Below are 24,360 nucleotides of genomic sequence, written 5' to 3'. Positions count from 1 at the left end.
CCACAAGGGTGTCACGTGACACCCTGTGGCAGGTGAGCCTGCCCATCCCGGACGTGAGAGGACGCTGCGGCGCTGGCCGCCGCGCTCACGCCACGCCTGATGCGTGCGTCATCCTCTGACGCGCGCGGACGGCATCGGCTGTTCGTGATCGGGCAGGAGACAGGAAAAAGTCCAGACGATTCCACTCGACGGTCCGGGGTGGCCCGGTCTTCTTCCTTGCATGTGAAAGCCGCCACAGCGTACTTCTTGACGGGAGAGCAGGCTCCGCTCGAACAGCTCGAGGAGATCACCATGCCCTGGTATGTCTATTTCGCGTACTTCTTCGGTGGGGCGTTCCTCGCCAATGCGCTCCCCCACTTGATCGCCGGCGTGTCCGGCCAACCGTTGCAGACCCCGTTCGCATCACCGCCATTCAAGGGGTTGTCGCCGCCGGCGGTGAACGTCGCCTGGGCGCTGGCCAACCTCGCCTTCGCGTATCTCTTGCTTGTGCGCGTCGACGCCCTCGACCTCCGGAGCTGGTCTGACGTCGGTGTCTGTTTTGTCGGGTTCGGCGCCATGGCCCTCCAGTGCTCTCGCGCTCTCGCTCGCCTTCGCAAGCAGCCCCTCCCCTGACCTGCACCTTCGAGAGGCGACGAAAGCGCGCGCGCCGCGAACGCCGTGAGGCTACGGCGAGACGACCGCATTCTTGCGACAGGCACCACGCACGCCGCCGGCCGCCGGAGACACGCCTCGTCCCCGCTGGAGCCGGGCGAACCGCCTCTCAACGTGCGTCGTCAGAGCCGCGCACGAGGATGACACGGGTCTTCGACAGCCGGTCGTGCAGGCCCACGGGCGCGCGGCCCCGCCGCGTCAGGAACGTGAACGCCTCGAAGGGGATGAACCGGCACAGGGTGCGGAGCGCGATCCGACCGAGGCCGGCGCGGCTGCCGTCCTCCATCACGACCCGCGTGCCAGTGACGAGCTTGCCAGGCGTGGCGCCGAAGATCACCTCCATCGAGGCATAGTACGCGAACATCATCACGAGGCCGAGCAATGTATCGTTGATCTTCTCGAACACCTCGGCGCCTCCGAGGAGCCCGAAGATCACGCCCACGAGGAACGTGAACAGCATCAATCCCATGTAATCGACGACGAGGTTCACGAGCCGCCTGTCGCTGCTCGCGAGCCGCAACCGCGAGCGCTCCTCCGGTCGCAGCCCCGCAGAGGCGTCTGCCTTGGGTGGTTCGTAGGGGTTGTAGCTCTCGGCGGGCTGCGCGGTCGGAGAATTCATGAGACCCCTCCATGCGGGTTGGATGACGTCGCGGCGCAGCGCTCGAGGGCAGACTGCCGTGGAGTCGACGCGCCCAAGCGCATGCTACGCCCCGTATGCGGCGGCGTGAAGACAGCCCCTTCGACCCGGCGATGAACGATCAAACCGGCGTCGGTCTTCGGAGTGTGGACGGATCGCAAGGGCGACCGGTGCGCTCTCGAGGACTGCGGCGACGTGGCGGGCTGCCGCGTCGAGCGGCGATCGCGGGGCATCCTTCCGCTCGAAGAACGCGCCCGGCCGAGCGAAACCCAAATACGTTCACGGGCCCGCGGGCATTGTAGGGGTGATGGAGACGTGGCAAACGCGGGCATCCGACGGCGTTCCGAGTGTCAGCCGGGCGTTTGCCTCCACCGAGGCAGGAAAAGTACGACCATGGCGAAGCGCGTGAACCGAAGAATCTTCCTCCGGGGGCTGGGCGGAGCTTGCGTCGCGGCGCCGTTCCTCGGCTCGATCCTCGACCGCACCGTGATGGCGCAGCCGGCCACGCCACCGAAGCGGCTCATCGTGATGTACACGCACTATGGCTGCATCACGACGCGGTGGTTCCCGAAGAAGTCGCACGGGCCGCTCACCGCCGCGGACCTCGAGTCGACGACGCTCAAGCACCTGGCGCCTTACGTCGACAAGCTCCTCATGCCCCGAGGCATCCGCGCGATGAACGAGTGGACGGCGACGATGGTTCGGGGGCAGGGGAACGATGAAAACACGCAGGTGAACGGGTCGTACTTCACTTGCCACCCGGTCACTCCCAACAGCAACGACCCGTTCAGCTTCAACACGGCGACGAAGTTCTACGCCATGCCGACCGGCCCCTCGCTGGACCACGTCATCGCACGACAGCTCAGCCCGCAAGGCACTCCCTTGCTCATGAACACGATTGGTGGGAATGACAACTCTCAGTCGGCGATCTCCTACTCCGCCGCCGAGACCCTCTTCAAGGCCCTCGACGCGCAGCAGGCCTTCAGCAGCCTCACGGGCCTCTTCGAGGCGGGGAAGCCGACATCTCCGGACACCTACGCGGCGATGCGCGGCAAGAGCATCCTCGACATCGTGAGGGATGATCTGCAGACGCTCGAGCGGTTCGACATGAGCCGTACCGACAAGCGGAAGCTCGCAGCCTGGAAGGAGCTCCTCCACGCGACAGGAAACGTGGTGGTTCCTTCGCAGTGCAACGCGTCCCTCGCCACGGCGCTCGGCGTGACGCAAGAAAACATCGACCTGGTGAGCAACGCGAACTACTCGGACAAGCTGACGCAGCCAATCTCAGACGGCCTGGACGGAGCGGACCTCTATTCGAACCTCGCCGTGCTCGCGGCGGCGTGCAACGCGAACCCCGTCATCTTCCTGAAGTACCCCGCGGCCTACACCTTTGGGGGGCTCGGCCTGACGCAGGAGGCCGCGGGTCTCGCGAGTCGCTTGGACCACGCGGGCATGACGGGCACCTGCGTCCCCGGTGTGATCGACATGATCCTCAAGATCGACGACTACTATGCGAGGAAGTTCGCCCACCTCATCGGGCAGCTGAACCGTATCGACGAGGGCGACGGGACGCTCCTCGACAACTGCGCGGCCGTCTGGTTCCAGGACGCGTCGGACGGCTGCGCCCGCAACCTCAACAACCTGCCGATCGTCCAGGTCGGCAGCGCCGGCGGCTATTTCAAGACCGGCTGGGCCGTGAACGTCGATGACGGCTCGCCCGATCTCACCGCCGGCAACAGCGAGATCACGTGTGCCGACGGCACGTTGGACCAGGTCGACGCGATGTCCCAGGAAACGGGGACCGCTCCGTCGCTCGCCAACGCGCCGATCAACAAGTACTTCTGCAACTTGATGAACGCCCTCGGGGTCAAGGCAGGGGCGGATGGTTTCCCGGCACCGGGTGGTTCGGCGCCTGTGACCCACTACGGCATGTACGACCGGACGGAAGACTTCATCGGTGGCGGGACCAATCCCCCCACCATCCACGATCCGGGCGAGTTCGACGCGCTCAGGGCGAGCTCCTGAGCGGTCTCGTCCCCTGGCCTGTCGCGCGCCAGGGCGAGCTCCCCAGGCCCGGGGCTTGACAGCTGGGCCCGGTCTGGGTCCGCGCCGTCCGAGGAGCTGCGTTCCGCCGTCATGCCCCCCTGAAAGCGCACCCGCGCGCCCAGCCGACGCGCGATCGGCCCTCACGCGGGCCGAAACGTCGCCCCGCTTGCATTTGCTGCCCGTTCCTGGCTACCCGTCCATGCAAGGAGGGTCCCGATGACAACGACCGCTGTTCTCCAGTTCCTGCCTGACTGGCAGCACGCGCAGCAGGGTCCGATCGAGCGCGGGGGGAAGCTCAGGATCGAGTATGAGCCGAGCCGCCTGTCGCGCTGCTTCACGATGTGGCGCGGCGCCGAGATCGGCGACATCACCGCCTACGTCCGCTTTCACCCGCGCGGCGCGATCGTGCAGGGGAGCGTCGTCGAGGAGGTGCGGGCCCCGGGGAACCCGCCCGGGCACGTCATCGCGCACAGGGCGGCGGCCCTGGAGATCTCGGTGCCGGACGACGCGACCCAGGCGGAGATCTGGTTCCACGGCTTCTCTCAGACCAGCCGCCGGTGCGAGGCGTGGGACACGCGCTTCGGCGACAACTACTGGTTCGATGTGGGCGGCCCGCCGCCGCGGATCCCGGCGCAGCCGGTCGTCTACCGCGCGGGGGCGCAGCGGCGACCCGACATCACGAACGTCCGGGCCCTGCGGGTCTCGAAGGTCAACGCGTTCCCGAGGCCCGCACAGGGGCCGATCGCGGGGAAAGACATCCAGACCCACGTGGACCTCGACGCGTGGGTCAGCCATTCGGCGTGGGGCGCCAAGGCGTGGATCGATGTCCACGTGTTCGACGGACACGACGCGCTCGTCCACGCCGAGACGATCCCGCTTTCGTATACCGGGTGGGGCCCGAACCAGCAGTTCAGCTTCGCGGGCAAGATTTTCCAGGGATCCACCGCGACGCCGGGCTCGGTGTCGCCGCGGCCGGACGCGCGCAAGGTGCAGCTCCGGCTCTATTACGAGATCGACGGTCAGGTGTTCACGGATGGAGTCCTGCACCAGGCCGAGCTCCCCGAGGACGCGCGGCTCTGATCGGCGCCCCGCCGCCTCGCCGCGGGGGAGCGCCCCATGCTAAGAGGGCGTTCCCATGGCGAGCCGCTTCTACGTCACGACGCCCATCTATTACATCAACGACGTCCCGCACCTCGGTACCGCCTACACGACGATCGCCGCGGATGTGCTGTGCCGCTACCACCGGCTGCGCGGCCACGAGAGCCGCATGCTCACCGGCACGGACGAGCACGGCCTCAAGATCCAGCGCGCCGCCGAGGCGCGCGGCGTCGCGCCGGGCGCCCACGCCGACGAGATCGCCGCCGTCTTCCGCGACACGTGGCCGAAGCTCGGCTGCGCTCCCGACGACTTCATCCGCACGAGCGAGCCGCGCCACAAGAAGGCCGTGCAGGAGCTCTGGAGCCGGATCAAGGCGCGCGGGGACATCTACCTCGGCCACTACGAGGGGCTCTACTGCGTCGGGTGCGAGGCCTACTATACCGAGAAGGATCTGGAGCAGCCCGGGAACGTCTGCCCGCTGCACAAGAAGCCCGCCGAGAGCGTCAAGGAAGAGAGCTACTTCTTCCGCCTGTCCAGGTACGGGGACGCGCTGCTCGATTACTACAAGCGCAACCCGACCTTCGTGCAGCCGGCGAGCCGCCTGAACGAGGTGGTGAGCTTCGTGCGCGAGGGGCTCCAGGATCTGTCGGTCTCCCGCACCACGTTCCAGTGGGGCATCCCCGTCCCCGACGACCCGAAGCACGTCATGTACGTGTGGTTCGACGCGCTGGCGAACTACATGACCGCCCTCCGGGAGCCAGAGGACAACACGCGCTTCTGGCCCGCGGACGTGCACCTCGTCGGCAAGGACATCCTGCGCTTCCACGCCGTCTACTGGCCTGCGTTCCTGCTCTCGGCCGGCTACGGCGAGGCGGAGCTGCCGCGCCAGGTCTTCGCCCACGGATTCCTCACGTACAGCGGCCAGAAGATGTCGAAGACGCTCCGCAACACCATCAGCCCCGTCGAGGTGGCGGCCGCCCTCTCCGAGGCGGCCGCGGCGGCCCTGCCCGGCGGCCCGGACGCGGCCGCCGCCGCGCCGCCCGTCGGGGTGGACGTGGTGCGGTATTGCTTGATGCGCGCGATCTCGTTCGGCCAGGACGGCGATTTCGGCCTTCAGGACGTGCTGTCGCGGTATGGCTCGGAGCTCGGCAACTCGCTCGGCAACCTGCTGAATCGCGTGCTCCCGTTCGCCGAGGAGGTCCCGGCGAAGGGGGCCTTGGGCCCGCTCGAGGAGGAGCTCGCCGGGGCGCAGCGGCAGGCCGCGGCGGCCGCGGCGGCCGCGTTCGACGCGAACCAGCCGACGCGCGCGCTCGACGCGATCTGGACGGTGATCGCCGCGGCGAACCTCTACATCGACAAGGCCGCTCCGTGGGTGGCCAAGAAGACGGACCCGGCGCGCCTCGGGACGATCATCGCGACCTTGATCGAGCAGCTCGAGGCGATCAGCGTGATGATCTCCCCCGTGATGCCGGTCGTGGCGGGCAGGATGCGCGAGCAGCTCGGGCTGCCGCCGATCGCGTTCGAGGCGGGCAGCGATCGCTGGCCGATGGCGCTCCCCTCGCGAGCGCCCGGCGAGAAGCTCCGCAGGGGCTCGCCCATCTTCCCGCGCCTCGAGAAGGAGAAAGAAGCCGAGCTGCTCGCCCGGTTCGCCCCGCCGCGGCCGGACGCCGAGCCGGCGAAGGCCGACGCGACGGCCGGTGCGAAGGCCGAGTCGAAGGAGGCGAAGGCCGCGCCCGCGGCGAGCGGCGGCGCCGAGGTGGCTGCCCCGCCGGCGCGCCAGGGCAAGAGCCCCGTGGCGTTCGACGAATTCGCCCGGCTGGACCTCCGGATCGGCGTGGTCACGAGCGCCGAGCGCGTGAAGAAGAAGGACCGGCTGCTCGATCTGCGCGTCGACACCGGCGACGGCGCTCCGCGGCGCATCATCTCGGGCATCGCGGCGAGCTACGCCCCGGAAGAGCTGGTGGGCAAGCGGGTCGTCGTCATCTGCAACCTGCCGCCGCGCGACTTCGGCAAAGGGCTCGTGTCGGAAGGCATGCTGCTGACCGCCGATGTCGAGGGGCGAGTCCGCACCATCACGGTCGAGGACGCCGCGCCGGGCACGCCGGTGCTCTGATACCGCACCTCGGCACGCGATTCACAGCGCAGCGACACGGCGGGAGCGAGACACCGGCCTCTGGCGGTTGTGTACCTCTGGCCGCAGGTGGGGTCTTTTGAACCGCCAAGTCGCCAGGAGACGCCAAGAAAAACAAAAAAATCTTGGCGTCTCCTGGCGACTTGGCGGTTCCATCCTTCCGGCAGGTGGGGAATCCCCTCGCCACCCCGCCTCCGCGGCCGACCGGCATGGCCGCGATCGCTGCGCCGCGATCGTGCTTTTCACGCCGGTGGGCGGGGGACCAAGGGGGATGCCGGTCCGCCCGCCGGGGGGCGTGCTAGACCTGGTCAATGCGCGCTTGCCTTGGCACGAGGAGGCGGTGAGCATCTCCCTGCGGGGGCGCGATGCCGTGGCCCTGGCCATGGCGGTCGCGGCGCACGCCGCGATCCTCGCCGCGCCGACGCCGGAACGGCCTCTCGAGGGCCCTGCCGAGCCATCGGCGCTCGTGGATGGCATCGATTTCGAGCTGGAACCACAGGCTCCCCAGGCCGCAACCGCGGCGCCGGCCGGAGGCGAGCCGGTCGCGAGCGAGCCGGAGGCGGCCGGTGAGATCGGCAAGGCCCCTCCGGCCGAGAAGGCGCAGGCGCCCGCGCCGGGCGCCGCAGCGGCCAAGATCGCCTCGGTCGATCGCGCGAGGCCCGCGCCGGCCTCTCCGGCCACAGAGCCGAAGGCCGCACCTCCGGAGAGCGCGCCGCCCGCAGCCGAAGCCGCCGCCCGGCCTGCGGCCGAGGCCCCTGCGCCCGCCGCCGAGGCTCCCGGCGCCCCCGCGCCCACCGCCGAGGCCCCTGCGCCCGCCGCCGAGGCGCCGGCGGCCCCGGCGACGGCGCCGCCCGGCGACGAGTACGGCGGGGCACCTCCCGCTGCGGGCGGGGGCATCGCGCTCGCGCCAGGGCTCGGGACGCCCCTCTGGACCGTGCCCGGCGTGCTCCCCGGCCCCGACGCGCCGCGCGCCGCCCCGACGTCCGCCCCGCGCGCTCGCCCGGTGAATCCGGCGATAGCGGGCACGGTGCTGAACGAGACGCTGCACGGCAAGGACAAGAGCGTCGGGATCAGCGTCCCCGCCGCGGGCGCGGTGGCGAGCACCCTGGCGGACATGGTGCGCTCCTCGGCCGCGCCCCTCGACGCGCGGGCGACCTTCGAGGTCAAGCTCGGCGCCGACGGCCAGGTCCTCGGCGTCCGGCTGGTGAGCGCGTCGGCCGGAGACGGCCCCACGTGGGATCGCATCGTGGACGGGGCCAAGGGCGCGCTCGCGGGGAGCGCGCTGCAGATGGGGCCTGACCGGCAACCGGTGACCGTGACGGTCAAGGTCCAGTCCAAGGTGCAGTATCCGTCCGGCAGCAAGAAGAAGCCCAAGCCGGAGCTCGTGTGCGCCGAGGAGGTGCTCGAGCAGCTCCAGCAGGCGATGGAGGACCCGAGTCGGCTCGGCCAGCTGCGCGGCCCGGGCGGCGGGGCGCCGCCGCCGGGCGACATGGATGAAGAAGAGCGAAAGAGGAGGTTCTGCATCCCTGTCGGGCTGCGCGTAAAGGGCGATCTGTCCGATATCGGCGCCCACAAGGTCAACGTGGTCTCGGCGTCGTTCGCGGTGAAGCGCGAGGGCGAGCGCGCCCTGCCGCACGAGGACATCCTGCCGATCGACACGCGCGTCCCGTGGGCGCCCAAGGACCCGAACAAGACGAAGCTCCCGCCGCCCAAGAAGAAGAAGTGGAAGAAGAAGAAGGAGCCTTGAGGGCCCCGGCCTGCTCACGACGCTGACGGGCTGCAGAGAGCTCAGCCGAGCGAGCGCGAGCCGGATCGCGCCTCGCGCTTCGGCGAGGCGCTCGTCGTCGACCCCGTCGGGCGCCACGACCCCAGATCCGGCGACCCGCGGTCAACAACGAGGTTCCTTACCGCCTCCCTCCCGGGAGAGTGACGCTACGGGCGCCTGGGGTCGATCAGGTACTCGCGCTCGCGGTACTCGAAGTAGTCGAAATCGGCTGGGCGCGCGGTACCCGACATGTCCTGGCACGCCATGCCGACGAACGCGCCGGTGAAGTTGGGAAGGCCGGGCGCGGAGGCCTCGTCCGAGAGGATGCTGGCGTCCAGGTGCTCGGGGAACCAGCTCCAGTCCGTACCGTCGAGGCTGTAGGCGAAGTAGAGCCGGTCGTGGTCGAGCTCGGCGCGCAGGTGCACGGGCGCGGTGCCCGGGATGGGGACGGGTGCGGTGAAGGCGTCCGCCATGACCCCATCCGGAATCGCCGACATGATCCGGATATAGCGCCCGACCGTCTCATCGTGCGAGATGTGCAGGTAATGGAACTTGCTCGCGTTGTAGTAGCAGATGAGCCCGGCCATCTGCTGATAACGCTCGGGCGCGAAGTCGACCGACGTGACCGCGCTGTAGCAGTGCGCCTGCTGGCGGCGTGCGACGAGCGACTGGCGGAACAGGCTGCCGAGCGTCTCGCGGCCGTAGAGCCGCAGATGACCGGGACGTGCGGTGAGGCTGAACAGCTCGTCGGGGTAGGGTGAGCGCAGCCACTGGAAGTCGATAGGCAGCTGCGGTGAATCGAAGTCCTCGCGCGCGGCCGGGGCAGGGAAAGGATGCGCGGGCAGGCCGGGGGCTGGGACCTCGACGCGCGGGATATTTTCACCATCGGCCGTGCGAAGCCAGCCGTCGTCCGACCAGACCATCCTCTGGATCGCGGTCTCGCGGCCGAGCGTCGAGCGCCCGCGGTTCGGGATGGGACGGCTGCACAGGTGGACCATGTACACGTCGCCCGACGGCGTATCGCAAAGGTCGGCGTGGCCCGCGCGCTGCAGCGCGACGTCGGCGCGAGACCGCGAGGTCAGGATGTACGTCTCGGGGTGCAGCTCGTACGGGCCGGTGAGGTCACGGGAGCGCGCCATGGTGACGGCGTGGCCCTGGTACGTGCCGCCCTCGGCGGTGATCAGATAGTAGTAGCCGCCGCGCTTGTAGATGTGCGGACCTTCGGTGTAGCCGATCGGCGTGCCTTTGAAGATGTTCGTGACAGGCCCGATGAGCTTGCGCTCGGCGTGCGAGTACTCCTGGAGCACGATGCCGGCAAAGCGATTGTGGCCGGGCCGGTGGTCCCACAGCATGTTGCTCAGGTACTTGCGGCCGTCGTCGTCGTGGAACAGCGAGGGGTCGAAGCCGCTCGAGTTGAGATGAACGGGATCCGACCACTCGCCGTCGATGGTGGGGCTGGTCACCAGGTAGTTGTGGAAGTCGCGCATCGACGCGCCCGTCGCGCCGCCGACGCTGGTCCGGCCGTAGCGCTTCACGTCGGTGTAGATCAACCAGAACAGGCCATCCGCATACGTCAGGCACGGCGCCCAGACGCCGCACGAATCGCCGTCGCCAAGCAGGTTCAGCTGGCTCGCGCGGTTGAGCGGGCGCGAGAGCAGACGCCAGTGCACGAGGTCGCGCGAGTGGTGGATCTGCACGCCGGGGTACCACTCGAAGGTCGAGGTCGCGACGTAGTAGTCGTCGCCGACGCGGACGATGGACGGATCGGGGTTGAAGCCCGGCAGGATCGGATTGCGGATGACGGTATCAGGCATGGATGACTGGCTCGCCGGCGATGGTCCAGAGGACGATCGCGCCGAGGATATCGAGGAACGGGGGGAAGGAAAAGTGAAACGATTCGAGGGCGAGCGCGCCCTGCCGCGAGGACATCCTGCCGATCGACACGCGCGTTCCGTGGGCGCCGAAGGACCCGAACAAGACGAAGCCGCCGCCGCCAAAAAGAAGAAGTGGAAGAAGAAGAAGGAGCCTTGAGGCCTGCGCCCGGCGCGCCGCCGGGCGGCTGAAGCCGCGCCTCCCGCGGTCAGAAGCCCCACACGAGCGGGACGACGACGACGGTGGTCGCGAGCACCAGGAGCTGCAGCGGCAGCCCGACGCGCGTGAAATCGTTGAAGCGATAGCCGCCCGGCGCGATCACCAGGACGTTCACAGGAGAAGCGATCGGCGTGGCGAATGCCGCGGAGGACGCGAACGCGACGCCGATGAGCAATGGCTCCGGCGCGAGGCCCAGCGCGCCGGCCAGGCGAACCGCGAGGGGGGCCACGAGCAAGGCCGTCGTGGTGTTGGAGAGGACCATCCCGATGGCCGAGGTGAAGAGGACGAGCAGACCTAGGACCACCGTGGGCCGCGCCCCGGTCAGGAGCGCCTCGACCGCGGACACGGCGGCCCCCATCGCCTCGGTGCGCTCCAGCGCCGTGGAGACGGGGATCATCCCCGCGATGAGCACGACGCTCTCCCAGTTCACGGCGCGGTAGGCGTCCGCCGGGCGCACGCACCGCGCGAGCACCAGGAGGACCGCGGCGAGCAGCACGGCGACCACGTTGGGCAGCCACCCGAACGCCATGACGACGAGCATACCCAGGGTGACCCCCACGGCAGCGAGGGCGCGCCCGCGATCGACGAACACGGCGCTCGGCGCGTCGGGCTCGGCGACGAGCACGAGATCCCGCCGCTCGTCGCGGAGGTTCCTCAGGTGCTTCTGCCGCCCTTTCACGAGGAGCGTATCGCCGGCGCGGAGCTTGAGATCGCGCAGCTCGGGCGTCGCATGGAACACCGGCAGCGATCCTCCGCCTCGGCGGATCGCGAGCACGTTCGCGCGGTAGCGATCGCGGAACTTGGCTTCCCGCAGGGTCTGTCCCGCCAGCCGGGAGCGCCGCGGGAGCACGACCTCACACATGGACTCTTCGTGGGGCAACGAGAAGACGGGGCGCTCCGGGAGCGCTTCGAGCCCGAATCGATCTGCGAGCGCCGCGATCGCGCTGTCGCTCCCGAGCACGCGCAGCTCGTCGCCCGCGACGAACACCGCTTGCGGAACGACGCGCTTCGCCAAGGGGCCGCGGGGTCCGGCGTGCGCGATCCCCACCACGGTCACGCCGAACTCGGCGCGGAGGTTCGCGGCGCCGAGCGTGAGGCCGGCGAGCTCCGAGCGCGCGGTGACACGCAAGGCGCGCAGCGACGTGTCGAGCTCGTAGTCCATCGCGAGATCGTTCAGCGTGAGCGAGCGCGGCGCGACCCCGCCCGCCGCGTCTGCCTTGCCAGGAAGCATGCGACGACCGATCGACACGAGGTAGGCCACACCGATCACGAGCACGGCGAGGCCGGGAATGATGAAGCTGAAGAAGCGGAACGGCTCGCGCCCCGCCTCACGGAGGGCGTCGCTCACGAGGAGGTTCGGCGGCGTGCTGATGAGCGTAAGGTTGCTCCCGAGGTGCGCGGCGAACGCCACGGGCATGAGGAGCCTCGCGGGCGCAATTCCGCGCTTCAACGCGAGGGTCCCGACCACCGGCAGGAGGATCGCCACCGTCCCTGTGGAGCTCATGAAGGCGGACAGGAGCGCCGTCGCCCCCATCAGGACCACCATCACCCTCGCCTCTCCCGATCCCGCGACGCGCTCGAGGCGGTGGCCCAGCCAATCGGCCACGCCGGTGTCCGTCAGCGCCGCCCCGACGATGAACAGGCCCGCGATCATGAGCACGGCCGGGTTGCTGAACCCTGCGAGCGCGTCCGAGACCGTGGTGACGCCGGAGAGGGTGAGCGCGAGCAAGGACATCATCGCAACGACGTCGAGCCGCAGGCGATCGCTCACGAACAAGACGATCGTGGCTCCGAGGATGGCCAACGTGAGGGCGGCTTCCGGCATCATGCGACGGCGAAGGCTATCCGAAGGGGCTGCAGATCCAACCCCCTATCGTCTCATTAGGGCTCACGCCGCCTTGCCCTCGGCGGGTCGAGTCGACGCGGGTGTCCAGGCGCCGCCGGAGCATGCTTTGCTGCCGCGCCGCTCAGGGCAGCTCCAGCACGAACGTGGAGGGGCGCGCGACCAGCACGTCGCACGGCGCCGAGCGCATGACGGATTCGGCCACGCTGCCCAGGAGAGCGCGCGAGATGCCCGAGCGCCCGTGCGTCCCCATGACGATGAGATCGGCCTTCCATCGCCTGGCTTCGCGGACGATCGCGCGCCTCGCATCGCCACGCCGGACCGACGGCTCCCACGTCACACCGAGCCCGTCGAACGAGTCGAGGAGGCGCCCGAGGCCGGCGCGCGCGTCGTCATGGTATCGAGCCTTATAGGCCGCGAACTCCATCGAGGGGAGGGCGAGCGCCATCCTGTCCTCGAAGGGCACGCGATAGGCGTGGATCGCCCGGATGCGGCTCACCTCAGGATCGATGACCTTCGTCGCGAGCGCGGCGCTCCGAAGCGCGACGTCCGAGAGCTCGACGGCGAGCAGCGGTCGCCTGTAGGCGCTGGCGGGGGCTCGCTGCACGACGAGCACGGGAGTGTCCGCGTGACGGACCGTGAGCTCGGCCGTCGACCCGAGCAGAAGATCGAGGATCGAGCGCTCTCCGTGCCTGCCGAGGACGATCAGCTCCGCGCCGTGGCTGCGCGCATGACGGATGATCTCGACGAACCCTCTGCCGACGAGCACGCTCGGAACGATCCGCAGACCTGCGTTCCCCGCGCCCCGGGCGACATCGAGAGCGCGGGCCGCGATCTCGTCGAGCGAGCGACGCGCGGCCTGCTCCGCGCTGTCGCCCTCCGCGGGCGAGGCGGGCGCTGGCAGCACGTGAACGAGGTGCAAGGTGCTGCTCGCGGAGAGGGGGAGGCACGCGGCGCGCTCGACCGCCGCGAGAGCACCCGGCGAGAAATCGGTGGCAGCGAGGATGTCGCCGACGCGGGCCTCGCGGCGCGGTGTGCTCGTCGTCCGGCCGCCGCGCCTGGGGGCCGGCTCCGCCTGGGCGGGCGAGTTCGGAGGCGTGGTGGGCGTGGCGTCGGTGCGGCGCATCGGCTCGCCGCGCAAACACAGCAAGCCGCGCGCCAGGCATCGCGACCTGCCCTGCGCAGGGCGCGCGTGCCGCCGAGGACCTGCGCGGCGCGGAAGATGCGCGCGCTACGTAAGGATTGCGCCCGCGGTGGGGCGGGACTCGCCGTATTCCTCGAGGTCGAAGCGCTCCGGCAGGCGATCTCAGCTCAGCCACCCTGCACGCCCGCCGGAGGCGTCGCGCCGCTCCGCCGAGCCGCGCGAACCACCTCCGCCAGCGACGTGGGGGCAGCCCCATCAACGCGAGGAGGCCTTGATGGCGGCGAGCGCAGACGTGTACTCGGCCATCGCCGCCGAGATCGTTGCGGCTTGCCGCTCGAGCGTCGATGCACGTTCGAGCGCCTCGCGCTGCCAGGAGAGCGCTTTGCGCGCGAGGTCATCGTCCCCCGCTCGAACCGCGAGCATCGCGCGTCGTTCCCATTCATCGGCGTTCGCCGCCTGCTGCGCAGCCGCTCGTGCCAGCTCCGCCCCGTATTTCTCAAGTGATTCCAGGCGGCGTTGAGCTGCTTCGAATCGACGAGCTCCCTCGTCCTCGGCGCTCGGCTGAGCCTTCAAACCATGCCGAAGCTTTGAAAGGACGCGAGCGAACCAATGAGGTCCCCTCTCCCGTGCCCGCACGGGTTCGAGCCGGGCAGCGGCGACTGCAGCCTCATCGATACGCTCCAACTCGCGTTCAATTCGCTCGGCGATCTTGGCAAACCTCTCGGCATGGGAAGGCATCTCGATTGAACCGCCTGCTGCTCGTCTTACGCTGGAGCCATGTCCACCGGGAGACGAGTGCCACCCGTCTTTTTGTGGACGCACCTCCACCGCGGAGACGAGTGCCACTCGTCTTTTTGTGGACGCACCTCCACCCGGAGACGGGTGCCACCCCTCTCCCGGGTGGACGAGCCAGGTCATCCGGACGGGCTCACGGCGTTCCGTCCGCCCCGACCGGGGCCGCCGGGACGGGGCCGGCGCTTCCCCACGCCCCTGCCCCTTGCCCCACCGCGGCCCCGCCCGTCCAGAGCCCCCTCCCCCACCCCCACGACGTCCTCGCGCCCTTCACCCCGGACACGGCGTGTACGCCCCCGCCGCGTGCACCGCAACGCGCCTCCCCGGCTCGAAGCGGATCGGCAAGCGCGCCGGCCCATGCACGATGATCGCCTTGCGCGGCTCCCACGGCTCGTCGCTCGCGAGCCGGAGGCCCTTCAGCCGGCAGAGCAGATCGGGCAGCGCTATCCGCGCCTCCAGGCGCGCCAGCGCCGCCCCGATGCAGAAATGGATGCCGTGGCCGAACGCGACGTGCGGGTTGGGATCGCGCCCGATGTCGAAGCGGCCAGGGTCGTGAAATTGCAGCGGATCCCGGTTCGCGGAGCCGATCACGGGCAGCACCAGCTTCCCGGCCGGGATCACCTGGCCGTGCACCTCGACGGCGCGCCTGGTCTCGCGGAACACCATCTGCAGCGGCGAGCGGTGGCGCAGCACCTCCTCGATCGCCGAGGGCAAGAGCTCGGGCGCCGCCCGGAGGCGGAAGAGCTCCGCCGGGCTCCCGATGAAGCACAGGATGGCGTTGTCGATCAGGTTCGTTGTCGTCTCGGTGCCCGCCGCGAGCAGGAACTGGAAGAAGTTCAGGATGTCTCCCTCGGTCAGCCGCTCGCCGTCCACCTCGGCCTCGACGAGCCGGGTCAAGAGATCCTCCGCCGGCGCCCTCCGGCGCGCCTCGATCAGGTCGGCGAGATACGCCTTCATCTCCTCCTTCACCAGGGCGTGCTCGCTCACGGCCCTCGCCGCCTCCTCGCCGCCGGAGATCGCGTGGCTGAGGTTCGCTATCACCTCGCTCCAGCGCAGCAGCCGCGCCCGGTCCTCGGGGGGAATGCCGATCATCTCCGCGATCACCATCGTGGGCAGCGGCCCCGCGTAGTCCGCCGCGAGGTCCATCTCCCCGCGCTCGATCCACGGATCCAGGAGCTCGCGCGACAGCTCCCGGATGCGCGGCTCCAGGCCCGCGATCGAGCGCGGCGTGAACGCCCGCAGGACGATGGATCGAAGCTTCGTGTGGCGCGGCGGGTCCGAGAAGACGATCCAGTCCGGCGCCTTGCCCGTGGGAGGCGTCACCGCGGAGCTGAACGCGTCATGATCGGTCAGCGCCCGCTTCACCCCTTCGTAATCGAAGATCATCCAGAGATCGAGCGGAGCGACGTGGAACACGGGAGAGCCGGTCCGCAGCTGATCGTAGAGGGGATAAGGATCCCGCCGCATCTCGTCCGGAAAAAGGTTCATCGTCGAAACCTCCGTCGTCTGGAGTCGCCGGTGGCAGCAGCCCTTCGGGAGACGATGGTAATCGATGCAACCACCAGATGGAGCGCTGGAACGCGCCTCCCGAACGGAATGCCCCAGTCGACACGACCCGGACGGACGCGTCGCGCGATCGCCTCGCGCCGCGCCGCGCGCCGCTGGCGGCCCCTGACGAGCCCGCGGCGCCCGACGTAGCGAGTCCCGGGAGGCGCCCGACACGGGTCCTTTCGCGGTCGCGGGAACCGGTCGGGGCCCGGCGCCCGTACCCAGGCCGAGACCTCGACGCGCCGGCGCCGCTCTGTAGCGCAATGCCCGCGTTCCCAGGGCTCGAAAGGACATGGACCATGCGTATCGCCTCCTCGTTTGCCGTCGTCGCCCTCGGAGCTTCCTTTGCCCTCGCCGGCTGCATCGCCGACACGTCCGATCCCGAGCCGCTCGACGGAGAGGGCTCCGCGCAGGAGGACGTGGGCGAGGACGCTGCCGCGCTCGGCAGCTGCTACGGCGCGTCGTGCACGGGGCAAGACCCTGGCGCGACCGGGTGCGAGGCCGACGCGGTCACGCGGGCGTCGAGCGACATCCTGTCGGGCACCACCGCGATCGGCAAGATCGTGATCCGGTACTCGCCGAGCTGCAACGCGGCATGGGCAAGGACCGTCGTGACCAGCGGCAGCTCGTATCTGCGGGCAGAGATCACGAGGAGCTCGCCCTACGCGACGAGCCAGGCCGAGTCGACCTCACCGACCGACGCGCTGCGCTCGGCCATGCTGGCCGTCACGCCAGGCTCCAGGTTCACCGCCATTGGCAAGATCGGCTCGAACCCTGGCATCTTTCAATTCAGCGGCACCGTCCGAACGAACTTTTGACCCCGCGGTGAAGCCGGGCCTCCGGCGGCGCAGCGCCGGGGCCGCGAGCGCCGCAGAGCCCGCCAACCGGGCGCGCCGGCGCGCCCCCCGCTCGATCGCGGTCGATACCGCCGCACCGGGGCCGCAGTGCTGATGTCTGTAGTCCTCAGTCGACCCGCCGCAGAGCCGGCTTGAGGCGCCAGATCCTCGACAGACCACCGGCCCCGCGCGACGGCGAGGCGTGCACACGCCTTGCATAGGCCGCGCTGCGATGGCCGGCTCGCAGGAGAGCCGCCCTGTCGAGGCCGATCCGAATTCGGACGGCCGCCCAGCGAAAAGTCCACCCGTAGCGTCCTGCGAAGCCTATAAGACGGCCCGGGATTTCGAGGCTGCTCGCGATCTTCCTCGTCGAGCATGCGGCGTTTCCCCCAACTTGCCTGCGCGCCGGAGCAGTCGACGGCCGCTCGCCCAAAGCACCCAAGGTGATCCTGCGAATGAGAGCCCCCTTGCCCCCTCGATGGATCTGCGGCGCCGCCGCGCTAGCCGCGGCGGCGTGGGCCGCGCCAGCGTCCGCTCAGGAAGCGGGACCGGCGCGCGGCCTCGCCCTCAACCGCTTCAGCCCCGCGCCCGCCGGCGACCGGATGTTCGGCGTGCCGTCGCCGTACGCAGCCTCGCCGAACCAGGACGGCAGCGCGACGCTGCACGTGATGCTGCTCGGTGACTACGCGCACAACCCGCTCGTGCTCACGCGGGAGGGCAGCGACGAGAACCTCGGCGCGATCGTCGGCCACCAGCTGTTCCTGCACCTGAACTCCTCGCTCACGCTCTGGGACCGGCTGCACGTCAACGTCGACCTGCCCCTCGCCGTGCTGCAGCAGGGCGACAGCCCCGCGGCCGAGGGCCTCTCGTTCAGGTCGCCGAGCGACGTGCAGCTCGGCGATCTCCGGGTCGGGCTGCGCCTGCGCCTCCTCGGCGATTACTTCGACCCGTTCCAGCTCGCCGTCGGCGGCTTCGTGTGGGTGCCGACCGGCGACCGCGACGGCTCGTTCGTGGGCGAGGAGTCGGTCCGCGGCCTGCCTCAGATCCTGGCCGGCGGCCGGATCCCGGGCTTCGTCTGGTCGGCCGCGGCCGGCGTCGATCTGCGCCCCGCGCAGACGTTCGCGCAGGTGCGGCAAGGCCTGATGTTCAACGGCGGCGCGGGCGTCGGCCTGCTGCTGGGCTCGGAAGAGCAGCTCCAGATCGGCCCCGAGGCGACCGTGTCGACGGTGCTGGAGGACCCGGAGGCCCGCAACACGAACGTCGAGGCGCTGCTCGGCCTGCGCTACCGCTTCGCGCCCACGCTCCGCGATTTCGAGCTCGGCGTCGCCGCCGGCCCCGGCTTCACCTCGGGCATCGGCACCCCGGATTTCCGCGCCGTCGCGATGCTCGCGTACTCGCCCGAGGTCCGGCGCGCGGACCCGGACCGCGACAAGGACGGCATCGTCAACGAGAAGGACGCCTGCCCGGACGTGCCCGGCGTCGGCGACCCGGATCCGAAGAAGAACGGCTGCCCGCCCTCGGATCGCGACGAGGACGGCATCCTCGATCGCGTCGACGCGTGCCCGGACGTGCCCGGCGTCGCGAACGACGACCCGAAGAAGCACGGCTGCCCGCCGCCAGGGGACCGCGACAAGGACGGCATCACGGACGACGTCGACGCGTGCCCGGACGAGGCCGGCCCGGCGAACGAGGATCCGAAGAAGCACGGCTGCCCGCCGCCGCCCGACAGGGACGGCGACGGCGTGATCGACGCGGAGGACGCCTGCCCCGACATCCCCGGTATCCGCACCTCGGATCCGGCGACGAACGGCTGCCCCGGCGACCGCGACGGCGACACGGTGCGCGACGATCAGGACGCCTGCCCCGACATCAAGGGCAAGCCCGATCCGGATCCTTCGAAGAACGGCTGCCCCGTCGCGGTGCGCATGACCGAGACCGAGATCGTCATCCTCCAGCAGGTGCAGTTCGACACCGGCAAGGCGACCATCAAGAAGGTGAGCGATCCGCTCCTCGATGAGGTCGCGGGTGTGCTGAAGGAGCACCCGGAGATCGCCAAGATCGAGGTGCAAGGACACACAGACCCGCGCGGCGGACGCGCGTACAATATCAAGCTCAGCCAGGCGAGGGCCGAGTCGGTCATGAAGGCGCTGGTCCAGCGCGGCGTCGAGGCCGAGCGGCTGGCGTCGAAGGGCTACGGGCCCGACGTCCCGATCGCGGACAACGACACCGACGAGGGACGGCAGAAGAACCGCCGCGTGCAGTTCAAGATCCTCGAGAAGAAGCCGAAGCAGCAGCAGGAGGCGCCGTGAAGAGACGTTGGGTCATAAGTAGTCTTGTCGGGATCGCCTGCGTGGGCGGGCAGGGCGGCGCCGCGCACGCCGCGCCCGCGTTGCGCGAGCAGGTCGACCAGCGGGGCGACTTCATTCTGATCGGGAACACGCTGGGCCACGAGTGCGGCAGGGACGACATCGACTCGCCCATTGTGGGCGACATCGGTGCCTGCGGCAGCAACATCGGCGACAGCGCGCCCGACACGTACTGGCGCGCCGACTCGCCCGCGGAGGGCCAGGCGGAGGCGAGCACCACCATCACCGCCGCGCAGGCGCGCACCACCGCCGTGCTCCAGGTGCCGGCCGGCGCGACGGTCACCCACGCGTACCTCTACTGGGGCGCGCACCTCGGGACCACCGGGACCGCGGACGGGGCCGTCACGCTGGAGCGGCCCGGCGCGGGCGGCTTCTCCCAGGAGGTGACCGCCGTCGACAGCGTCGAGACGATCAGCTCGAGTCGCGTCTACTACCAGTCGGTCGCGAACATCACCGACCTCGTGCAGGCCCACGGGTCCGGCGCGTACCGGGTGAGCGGCGTCAACAGCGCGACCTTCACGAACAACAACTTCGACAACCACTTCGCCGGGTGGTGGCTGGTCGTGTTCTACGAGCTCGCCTCCGAGCCGCCGCGCAACCTCGCGCTCTTCGACGGCCTCGACACGGTGGCCAGCGGGTCGACCCAGAACGCCACCCTGGACGGGTTCCTGGTGCCGAACGCGGGCTACGACGCGAAGATCGGCATGGTCGCGTTCGAGGGCGACGTGGCCCACGAGGGGGACCAGTTCCTCTTCAACGGGACCGCGCTCGGCAACGATCTGAACCCGGTCAACAACTTCTTCAACGGCACGCGCTCCTACTTCAACGCGCCGGTGTCGAACGTCGGAGATCTGCCGCAGCTCGCCGGGACCGCGGGGACCATGGCGGGCATGGATATCGACGTCTTCGATATCACCTCGCTGGTGACCCCGAGGCAGACCTCGGCGCCCATCCGGGCGTCGAGCAGCATGGATCTGTACTTCCTCGCCGGGTTCATCACGTCGATTTCGACCTTCAAGCCGGACTTCACGTCCTCCTCGAAGTCGGCCGTCGACGTGAACGGCGGGCTGCTGCTCCCGGGCGACCAGCTCCAGTACACGATCGAGGTCGTCAACAGCGGCAACGACGCGTCGAGGGGCACCGTGCTCACCGATCCGCTGCCCGCGGGCGTCACCTACGTGCCTGGCTCGCTCTCCATCGTGGCGGGCGCCAACATGGGCCCGAAGACGGACGCGGCCGGCGACGACCAGGGCGAGTACGACGCCGGGACGCGCACGGTCCGCGTGCGGCTCGGCACGGGCGCGAACGGGACGGCGGGGGGGTCGATCCCCGCCGGGCAGTCGGCGCGGGTGACCTTCCGGGTGACGGTCGACGCCAGCGCCTCGGGGGTCATCGCCAACCAGGCGATCGTCCGCGCCGCCGGGCAGCAGGGCGCGCCCGAAGAGGACACGCCGACCGACGGCAACGGCCCGACCGACGGCGTGCCGCCGACCGAGGTCGTCATCGACGCGTGCGAGACCGACGCGCAGTGCGCCGGGGCGACGCCTCACTGCGACACGGCGGCGGAGCCCAACGAGTGCGTCGAGTGCCTCACCAACGCGCACTGCGGGCCGCTCTCGCCGACGTGCGACCCCGACACGCACGCCTGCGAGTGCGTGCCCACGGGTGCCGAGGTCTGCGGCGATTCGATCGACAACGACTGCGACGGCGTGTTCAACAACGGCTGCGACTCGGACAACGACGGGATCGACGATCCCGACGAGCTCGAGGCCGGCACCGACCCGAACGACGCCGACAGCGACGATGACGGCGTGCCCGACGGGCAGGAGCCGCGCTGGGACGAGGACTCCGACGAGGACGGCCTCATCAACGCGCTCGACCCCGACAGCGACAACGACGGGCTCTATGACGGCACCGAGCTCGGCCTGCCCTGCGACAACGCCGCCACCAACGCCGCCGCGGGCCATTGCCGCGCCGACGGGGACGCCGGCGCGACCAAGACCGATCCGCTCGACGCCGACACGGACGACGGCGGCGTGCCCGACGGCCAGGAGGACTTCGATCTCGACGGCGTCGTCGACGCGGGCGAGACCGATCCGAACGTGCGCGCCGACGACGTGCCGCCGAAGGACACCGACGGCGACGGGCTGAGCGACGATTTCGAGGAGACGATCGGGAGCGATCCGAACGACGCCGACACCGACGACGACGGCGCGCTCGACGGCCAGGAGCCGAACCCCGCCGACGACACCGACGGCGACGGGCTGATCAACGTGCGCGACGTCGACAGCGACAACGACGGGCTCTTCGACGGCACCGAGCTCGGCCTGCCCTGCGACAACGAGGACACCGACGCCGCCGCGGGCCACTGCCGCGCCGACGCGGACGAGGGCGCGACCAAGACCTCGCCGGTCGATCCCGACACGGACGACGGCGGCGTGCCCGACGGCCAGGAGGACATCGACCTCGACGGCGAGATCGACGCGGGCGAGACCGATCCGAACAACGGCGCCGACGACGGGACGCCGAAGGACACCGACGGCGACGGGCTGATCGACGTGGTCGAGGAGCAGATCGGCACCGACCCGAACGACGCCGACAGCGACGACGACGGCGTGATCGACGGCGATGAGCCGAACTTCAGCGACGATCACGACGGCGACGGCCTCATCAACGCGCTCGACCCGGACAGCGACGGCGACGGCCTGTTCGACGGCACCGAGCTCGGCCTGCCCTGCGACAACGCCGCCACCGACGCTGCCGCGGGCAACTGCATCGCGGACGCCGACCCCACGACGACGACGCACCCGCTCGACTCGGACACGGACGACGGCGGCATCTCCGACGGCGCGGAGGACGCGGATCACGACGGCGCCATCGACGAGGGCGAGACCGATCCCAACAACGGCGACGACGACGCGGTGGACGAGGATCGTGACGGCGACGGGCTGCCCGACGCGGAGGAGGAGGCGATCGGGAGCGATCCGGACGACGCCGACACCGACGACGACGGCGTGCCCGACGGCCAGGAGCCGAAGCCCGGCGAGGACACCGACGGCGACGGGCTGATCAACGTGCGCGACGTCGACAGCGACAACGACGGGCTGTTCGACGGCACCGAGCTCGGCCTGCCCTGCGATCACGAGGGCACCGACGCTGCGGCGGGCCACTGCCGACCCGACGGGGACGCTGGCGCGACCAAGACCGACCCGCTCGACGCCGACACCGACGACGGCGGCGTGCCGGACGGCCAGGAGGACACCAACCTGAACGGCGTCGTCGACGCGGGCGAGACCGATCCCAACATCGGTGAGGACGACGGGACGCCGGTGGACAGCGACGGCGACGGGCTGGTCGACGCGCTCGAGGAGGAGATCGGCACCGACCCGAACGACGCCGACAGCGACGACGACGGCGTGATCGACGGCGACGAGCCGAACTTCAGCGACGACCACGACGGCGATGGCCTCATCAACGCGCTCGACCCCGACAGCGACGACGACGGGCTGTTCGACGGCACCGAGCGCGGCCTGCCCTGCGACAACGCCGCCACCGACGCCGCCGCGGGGACCTGCATCCCGGACGCCGATCCCACGACGAAGACGAACCCGCTCGATCCGGACACGGACCACGGCGGCGTGCCCGACGGCGTGGAGGACGCGAACCACAACGGCGCCATCGACGCGGGCGAGACCGATCCCAACGATCCCGCCGACGATCAGACGCCTCCGGCGTGCCGGCAGGACAGCGATTGCGGCGGCGCGACGAGCGGGATGATCTGCGAGCAGGAGACCTGCGTGGAAGGCTGCCGCGGCGCCGAGGGCAACAGCTGCCCGTCCGGCGAGGTGTGCAGCTCGACCGACAGCACGGCGGGCACCTGCGAGCCCGAGAGCGAGAACGACCCGAGCGGCATCTTCGCCGAGGGCAACGGCTTCTGCGCCGCGCGGCCCACGCCCGCGGGCAGCACCCGCGGCGCCGCCGCGCTCCTGCCCATGCTCGCCGCCCTCGCCGGCCTCGCCCTGCGCCGGCGCCGCGCGGGCCGCTGACCGCCGGATAGAGAGAGGCCCACGGCCGCGCGCCGCCCCGCCCCCCCGGCGGGGCGGCGACCCTCCCCAGCGGCCGCGGGCGCCTCTCGCCGCGAGCGCCCTCAGGGGCGCCGAGATCCCCCCACCCGCTCCCCTGCCTGCGTTCCTCCTCGACCCGCCGCAGCGGGCGGCATCATCGTGTAAGTTTCTTGTCCACCTGTAGCCGTCCTCCGTAGCGTACCGCGCCAAGGAGAACGACCATGGAGATGCTGCTCGCCAGCGAGCGCCGCGCCACGCGCCGCGCCGCGATCGTGGAGTGCCAGGCCGTGCGCGAGCGGGGCTTTCGGCTGCTCGGGACCCGGGCGATCGACCTGTCGATCGACGGCATGCTCGTGCTGACGAGCGCCCGCGCGCTCACGGGCGAGCCGGTGATCGTCTCGTTCCGGATCCCGGAGACGAACGTCTGGATCGACGCGACGGCGACGATCGCGCGCACCCTCCACGGCCGGCGCCAGGGCGACCCGGGGCGCGCCGTGGGCCTGCGCTTCGACCCGCTCGACAGGGCGTCGATCCGGCGCCTGCGCGCGGCGCTCGAGCGCTTCCCGCCGACGTACCCCTACCGCGCGCAGCGCGTGGACTACGCGGCGACGGCCGCGATGATCGCGCTCAGCTGATCCGCGCTGCTTCAGGACGAGGGAGCGAGCTCGACGTCGGCGACCGGGAACTCGGCCTGGAAGCGGGAGAGCCGGGCGGCGAACACAACACGACCCTCGTCGACGCGCGGCATGCGCGCCGGATCGACGCGCGCCTCGATCAGGCGCGCGTGGCGGGCGCTCCCGCGCGCGGTCGGCGCGCAGAAATAGTCGTGCCCGTCGCGGTGGTGCACCAGCCGGCGGAGGCGCGCGGGCACGAGCGCGCTCGAGGCGGGCAGGCTCGGGCCCGCGGCCGCGAAGCGCAGATCGGCGAAGACCTCACCGCCCTGCGACGCCCGGAATCGCTCGCTCCCGTCCGCCTCGCGCGCGATCTCGAAATCGGCGTGCTCCTTGGGGATGCCCCAGTTGCGCTGCCCGTTCACCACGCTGTCCCACGAGCTGACGTAGATCTTGCTGATGGACCAGCAGAGGCCGCGGCGCGTGCGGAAGCGCCCGGGGATGAACAGGAGCTCGCGATAAGGCCCCACGTTCGATGACGCGTAGTCGAGGGCCATCAGCAGGCTGTAGCGCCCCTCGAAGCGGGGGCGGAGCGCCTCCGGGATGAAGCTCTGCTCCTCGAGCAGCGGCCCGGGGAGCTCGAGCATCACGATGGTCGCATCGCCGGCCAGCGTCCACGGCGCCGGCGCTGGCTTCACGTCAGGAGGATGACTTCCGGCGCTCTGGCTCATGACGAC

17 protein-coding genes are annotated in these 24,360 nt (G+C 70.5%); 10 read left to right on the top strand and 7 right to left on the bottom strand.

Annotated elements, in window-relative coordinates; genetic code table 11:
- Positions 1 to 222: 222 nt before the first annotated feature.
- On the top strand, positions 223 to 612 hold the full coding sequence (locus WMF29_RS00695; RefSeq protein WP_437326988.1) for a hypothetical protein: 390 nt from the start codon (positions 223 to 225) through the stop codon (positions 610 to 612).
- A 148-nt stretch (positions 613 to 760) separates the two neighbouring features.
- Here WMF29_RS00695 and WMF29_RS00690 read toward each other — a convergent pair whose 3' ends face one another.
- A complete protein-coding gene (locus WMF29_RS00690) occupies positions 761 to 1,270 on the bottom strand; it encodes an RDD family protein (protein WP_437326987.1) in 510 nt (169 codons plus the stop codon).
- Between the two features lie 423 nt (positions 1,271 to 1,693).
- Between WMF29_RS00690 and WMF29_RS00685 the strand changes: the two genes are divergently transcribed.
- The 4 genes from WMF29_RS00685 (at position 1,694) to WMF29_RS00670 (ending at position 8,310) form a co-directional block, all read left to right on the top strand.
- On the top strand, positions 1,694 to 3,313 hold the full coding sequence (locus tag WMF29_RS00685) for a DUF1552 domain-containing protein (RefSeq protein WP_437326986.1): 1,620 nt from the start codon (positions 1,694 to 1,696) through the stop codon (positions 3,311 to 3,313).
- A 237-nt stretch (positions 3,314 to 3,550) separates the two neighbouring features.
- The gene (locus tag WMF29_RS00680) at positions 3,551 to 4,414 is read left to right on the top strand and encodes a DUF6209 family protein (RefSeq protein ID WP_437326985.1); all 864 of its coding nucleotides are present in this window, start codon (positions 3,551 to 3,553) and stop codon (positions 4,412 to 4,414) included.
- A gap of 55 nt (positions 4,415 to 4,469) precedes the next feature.
- Complete coding sequence (gene metG, locus WMF29_RS00675) at positions 4,470 to 6,545, top strand: methionine--tRNA ligase (RefSeq protein WP_437326984.1); 2,076 nt, start codon at positions 4,470 to 4,472, stop codon at positions 6,543 to 6,545.
- Positions 6,546 to 6,903: 358 nt separating this feature from the next.
- Positions 6,904 to 8,310: a hypothetical protein gene (locus WMF29_RS00670; protein ID WP_437326983.1), complete on the top strand. Its 1,407-nt coding sequence runs from the start codon at positions 6,904 to 6,906 to the stop codon at positions 8,308 to 8,310.
- A gap of 185 nt (positions 8,311 to 8,495) precedes the next feature.
- Here the strand turns inward: WMF29_RS00670 and WMF29_RS00665 are convergent, their stop codons facing one another.
- On the bottom strand, positions 8,496 to 10,142 hold the full coding sequence (locus tag WMF29_RS00665; protein ID WP_437326982.1) for a glycoside hydrolase family 43 protein: 1,647 nt from the start codon (positions 10,140 to 10,142) through the stop codon (positions 8,496 to 8,498).
- Here WMF29_RS00665 and WMF29_RS00660 point away from each other — a divergent pair.
- Positions 10,141 to 10,359, top strand: a complete 219-nt coding sequence (locus tag WMF29_RS00660; protein ID WP_437326981.1) for a hypothetical protein — start codon at positions 10,141 to 10,143, stop codon at positions 10,357 to 10,359. The genes WMF29_RS00665 and WMF29_RS00660 overlap by 2 nt on opposite strands.
- A gap of 49 nt (positions 10,360 to 10,408) precedes the next feature.
- Here the strand turns inward: WMF29_RS00660 and WMF29_RS00655 are convergent, their stop codons facing one another.
- The 4 genes from WMF29_RS00655 to WMF29_RS00640 form a co-directional block, all read right to left on the bottom strand.
- Entirely contained in the window at positions 10,409 to 12,244 is a 1,836-nt protein-coding gene (locus tag WMF29_RS00655; protein ID WP_437331255.1) for an SLC13 family permease, read from the bottom strand.
- Positions 12,245 to 12,386: 142 nt separating this feature from the next.
- Positions 12,387 to 13,388, bottom strand: coding sequence for a universal stress protein (locus WMF29_RS00650; protein ID WP_437326980.1), 1,002 nt, complete (start codon positions 13,386 to 13,388; stop codon positions 12,387 to 12,389).
- 273 nt (positions 13,389 to 13,661) lie between these two features.
- On the bottom strand, positions 13,662 to 14,144 hold the full coding sequence (locus tag WMF29_RS00645; protein WP_437326979.1) for a PspA/IM30 family protein: 483 nt from the start codon (positions 14,142 to 14,144) through the stop codon (positions 13,662 to 13,664).
- Positions 14,145 to 14,468: 324 nt separating this feature from the next.
- The gene (locus tag WMF29_RS00640) at positions 14,469 to 15,686 is read right to left on the bottom strand and encodes a cytochrome P450 (protein ID WP_437326978.1); all 1,218 of its coding nucleotides are present in this window, start codon (positions 15,684 to 15,686) and stop codon (positions 14,469 to 14,471) included.
- 359 nt (positions 15,687 to 16,045) lie between these two features.
- On the opposite strand from WMF29_RS00640, the gene WMF29_RS00635 reads away from it, so the two are divergent.
- The 4 genes from WMF29_RS00635 (at position 16,046) to WMF29_RS00620 (ending at position 23,647) form a co-directional block, all read left to right on the top strand.
- Positions 16,046 to 16,564 (top strand): DUF2690 domain-containing protein, encoded by a 519-nt coding sequence (locus WMF29_RS00635; protein WP_437326977.1) that lies wholly within the window; start codon positions 16,046 to 16,048, stop codon positions 16,562 to 16,564.
- Between the two features lie 485 nt (positions 16,565 to 17,049).
- The gene (locus WMF29_RS00630; protein WP_437326976.1) at positions 17,050 to 18,891 is read left to right on the top strand and encodes an OmpA family protein; all 1,842 of its coding nucleotides are present in this window, start codon (positions 17,050 to 17,052) and stop codon (positions 18,889 to 18,891) included.
- Between the two features lie 41 nt (positions 18,892 to 18,932).
- The gene (locus WMF29_RS00625; RefSeq protein ID WP_437326975.1) at positions 18,933 to 22,994 is read left to right on the top strand and encodes a DUF3344 domain-containing protein; all 4,062 of its coding nucleotides are present in this window, start codon (positions 18,933 to 18,935) and stop codon (positions 22,992 to 22,994) included.
- 239 nt (positions 22,995 to 23,233) lie between these two features.
- On the top strand, positions 23,234 to 23,647 hold the full coding sequence (locus WMF29_RS00620; RefSeq protein WP_437326974.1) for a PilZ domain-containing protein: 414 nt from the start codon (positions 23,234 to 23,236) through the stop codon (positions 23,645 to 23,647).
- 11 nt (positions 23,648 to 23,658) lie between these two features.
- On the opposite strand, the gene WMF29_RS00615 is transcribed toward WMF29_RS00620, so the two are convergent.
- Positions 23,659 to 24,354: an acetoacetate decarboxylase family protein gene (locus WMF29_RS00615; protein WP_437326973.1), complete on the bottom strand. Its 696-nt coding sequence runs from the start codon at positions 24,352 to 24,354 to the stop codon at positions 23,659 to 23,661.
- Positions 24,355 to 24,360: the final 6 nt, after the last annotated feature.

It is taken from the genome of Sorangium sp. So ce381 (genome assembly GCF_051473845.1).
GTDB lineage: Bacteria > Myxococcota_A > Polyangia > Polyangiales > Polyangiaceae > Sorangium > Sorangium atrum.
Note: the sequence above shows the minus strand (reverse complement) of the source record. Positions and strands in the feature narration are given on the sequence as shown.

Coding starts and splice junctions, on each gene's coding strand:
- WMF29_RS00690 (WP_437326987.1), bottom strand. CDS start 1,270: ATGAATTCTCCGACCGCGCAGCCCGCCGAGAGCTACAACCCCTACGAA.
- WMF29_RS00680 (WP_437326985.1), top strand. CDS start 3,551: ATGACAACGACCGCTGTTCTCCAGTTCCTGCCTGACTGGCAGCACGCG.
- metG (WP_437326984.1), top strand. CDS start 4,470: ATGGCGAGCCGCTTCTACGTCACGACGCCCATCTATTACATCAACGAC.
- WMF29_RS00660 (WP_437326981.1), top strand. CDS start 10,141: ATGGATGACTGGCTCGCCGGCGATGGTCCAGAGGACGATCGCGCCGAG.
- WMF29_RS00665 (WP_437326982.1), bottom strand. CDS start 10,142: ATGCCTGATACCGTCATCCGCAATCCGATCCTGCCGGGCTTCAACCCC.
- WMF29_RS00655 (WP_437331255.1), bottom strand. CDS start 12,244: ATGCCGGAAGCCGCCCTCACGTTGGCCATCCTCGGAGCCACGATCGTC.
- WMF29_RS00650 (WP_437326980.1), bottom strand. CDS start 13,388: ATGCGCCGCACCGACGCCACGCCCACCACGCCTCCGAACTCGCCCGCC.
- WMF29_RS00645 (WP_437326979.1), bottom strand. CDS start 14,144: ATGCCTTCCCATGCCGAGAGGTTTGCCAAGATCGCCGAGCGAATTGAA.
- WMF29_RS00640 (WP_437326978.1), bottom strand. CDS start 15,686: ATGAACCTTTTTCCGGACGAGATGCGGCGGGATCCTTATCCCCTCTAC.
- WMF29_RS00635 (WP_437326977.1), top strand. CDS start 16,046: ATGCGTATCGCCTCCTCGTTTGCCGTCGTCGCCCTCGGAGCTTCCTTT.
- WMF29_RS00620 (WP_437326974.1), top strand. CDS start 23,234: ATGGAGATGCTGCTCGCCAGCGAGCGCCGCGCCACGCGCCGCGCCGCG.
- WMF29_RS00615 (WP_437326973.1), bottom strand. CDS start 24,354: ATGAGCCAGAGCGCCGGAAGTCATCCTCCTGACGTGAAGCCAGCGCCG.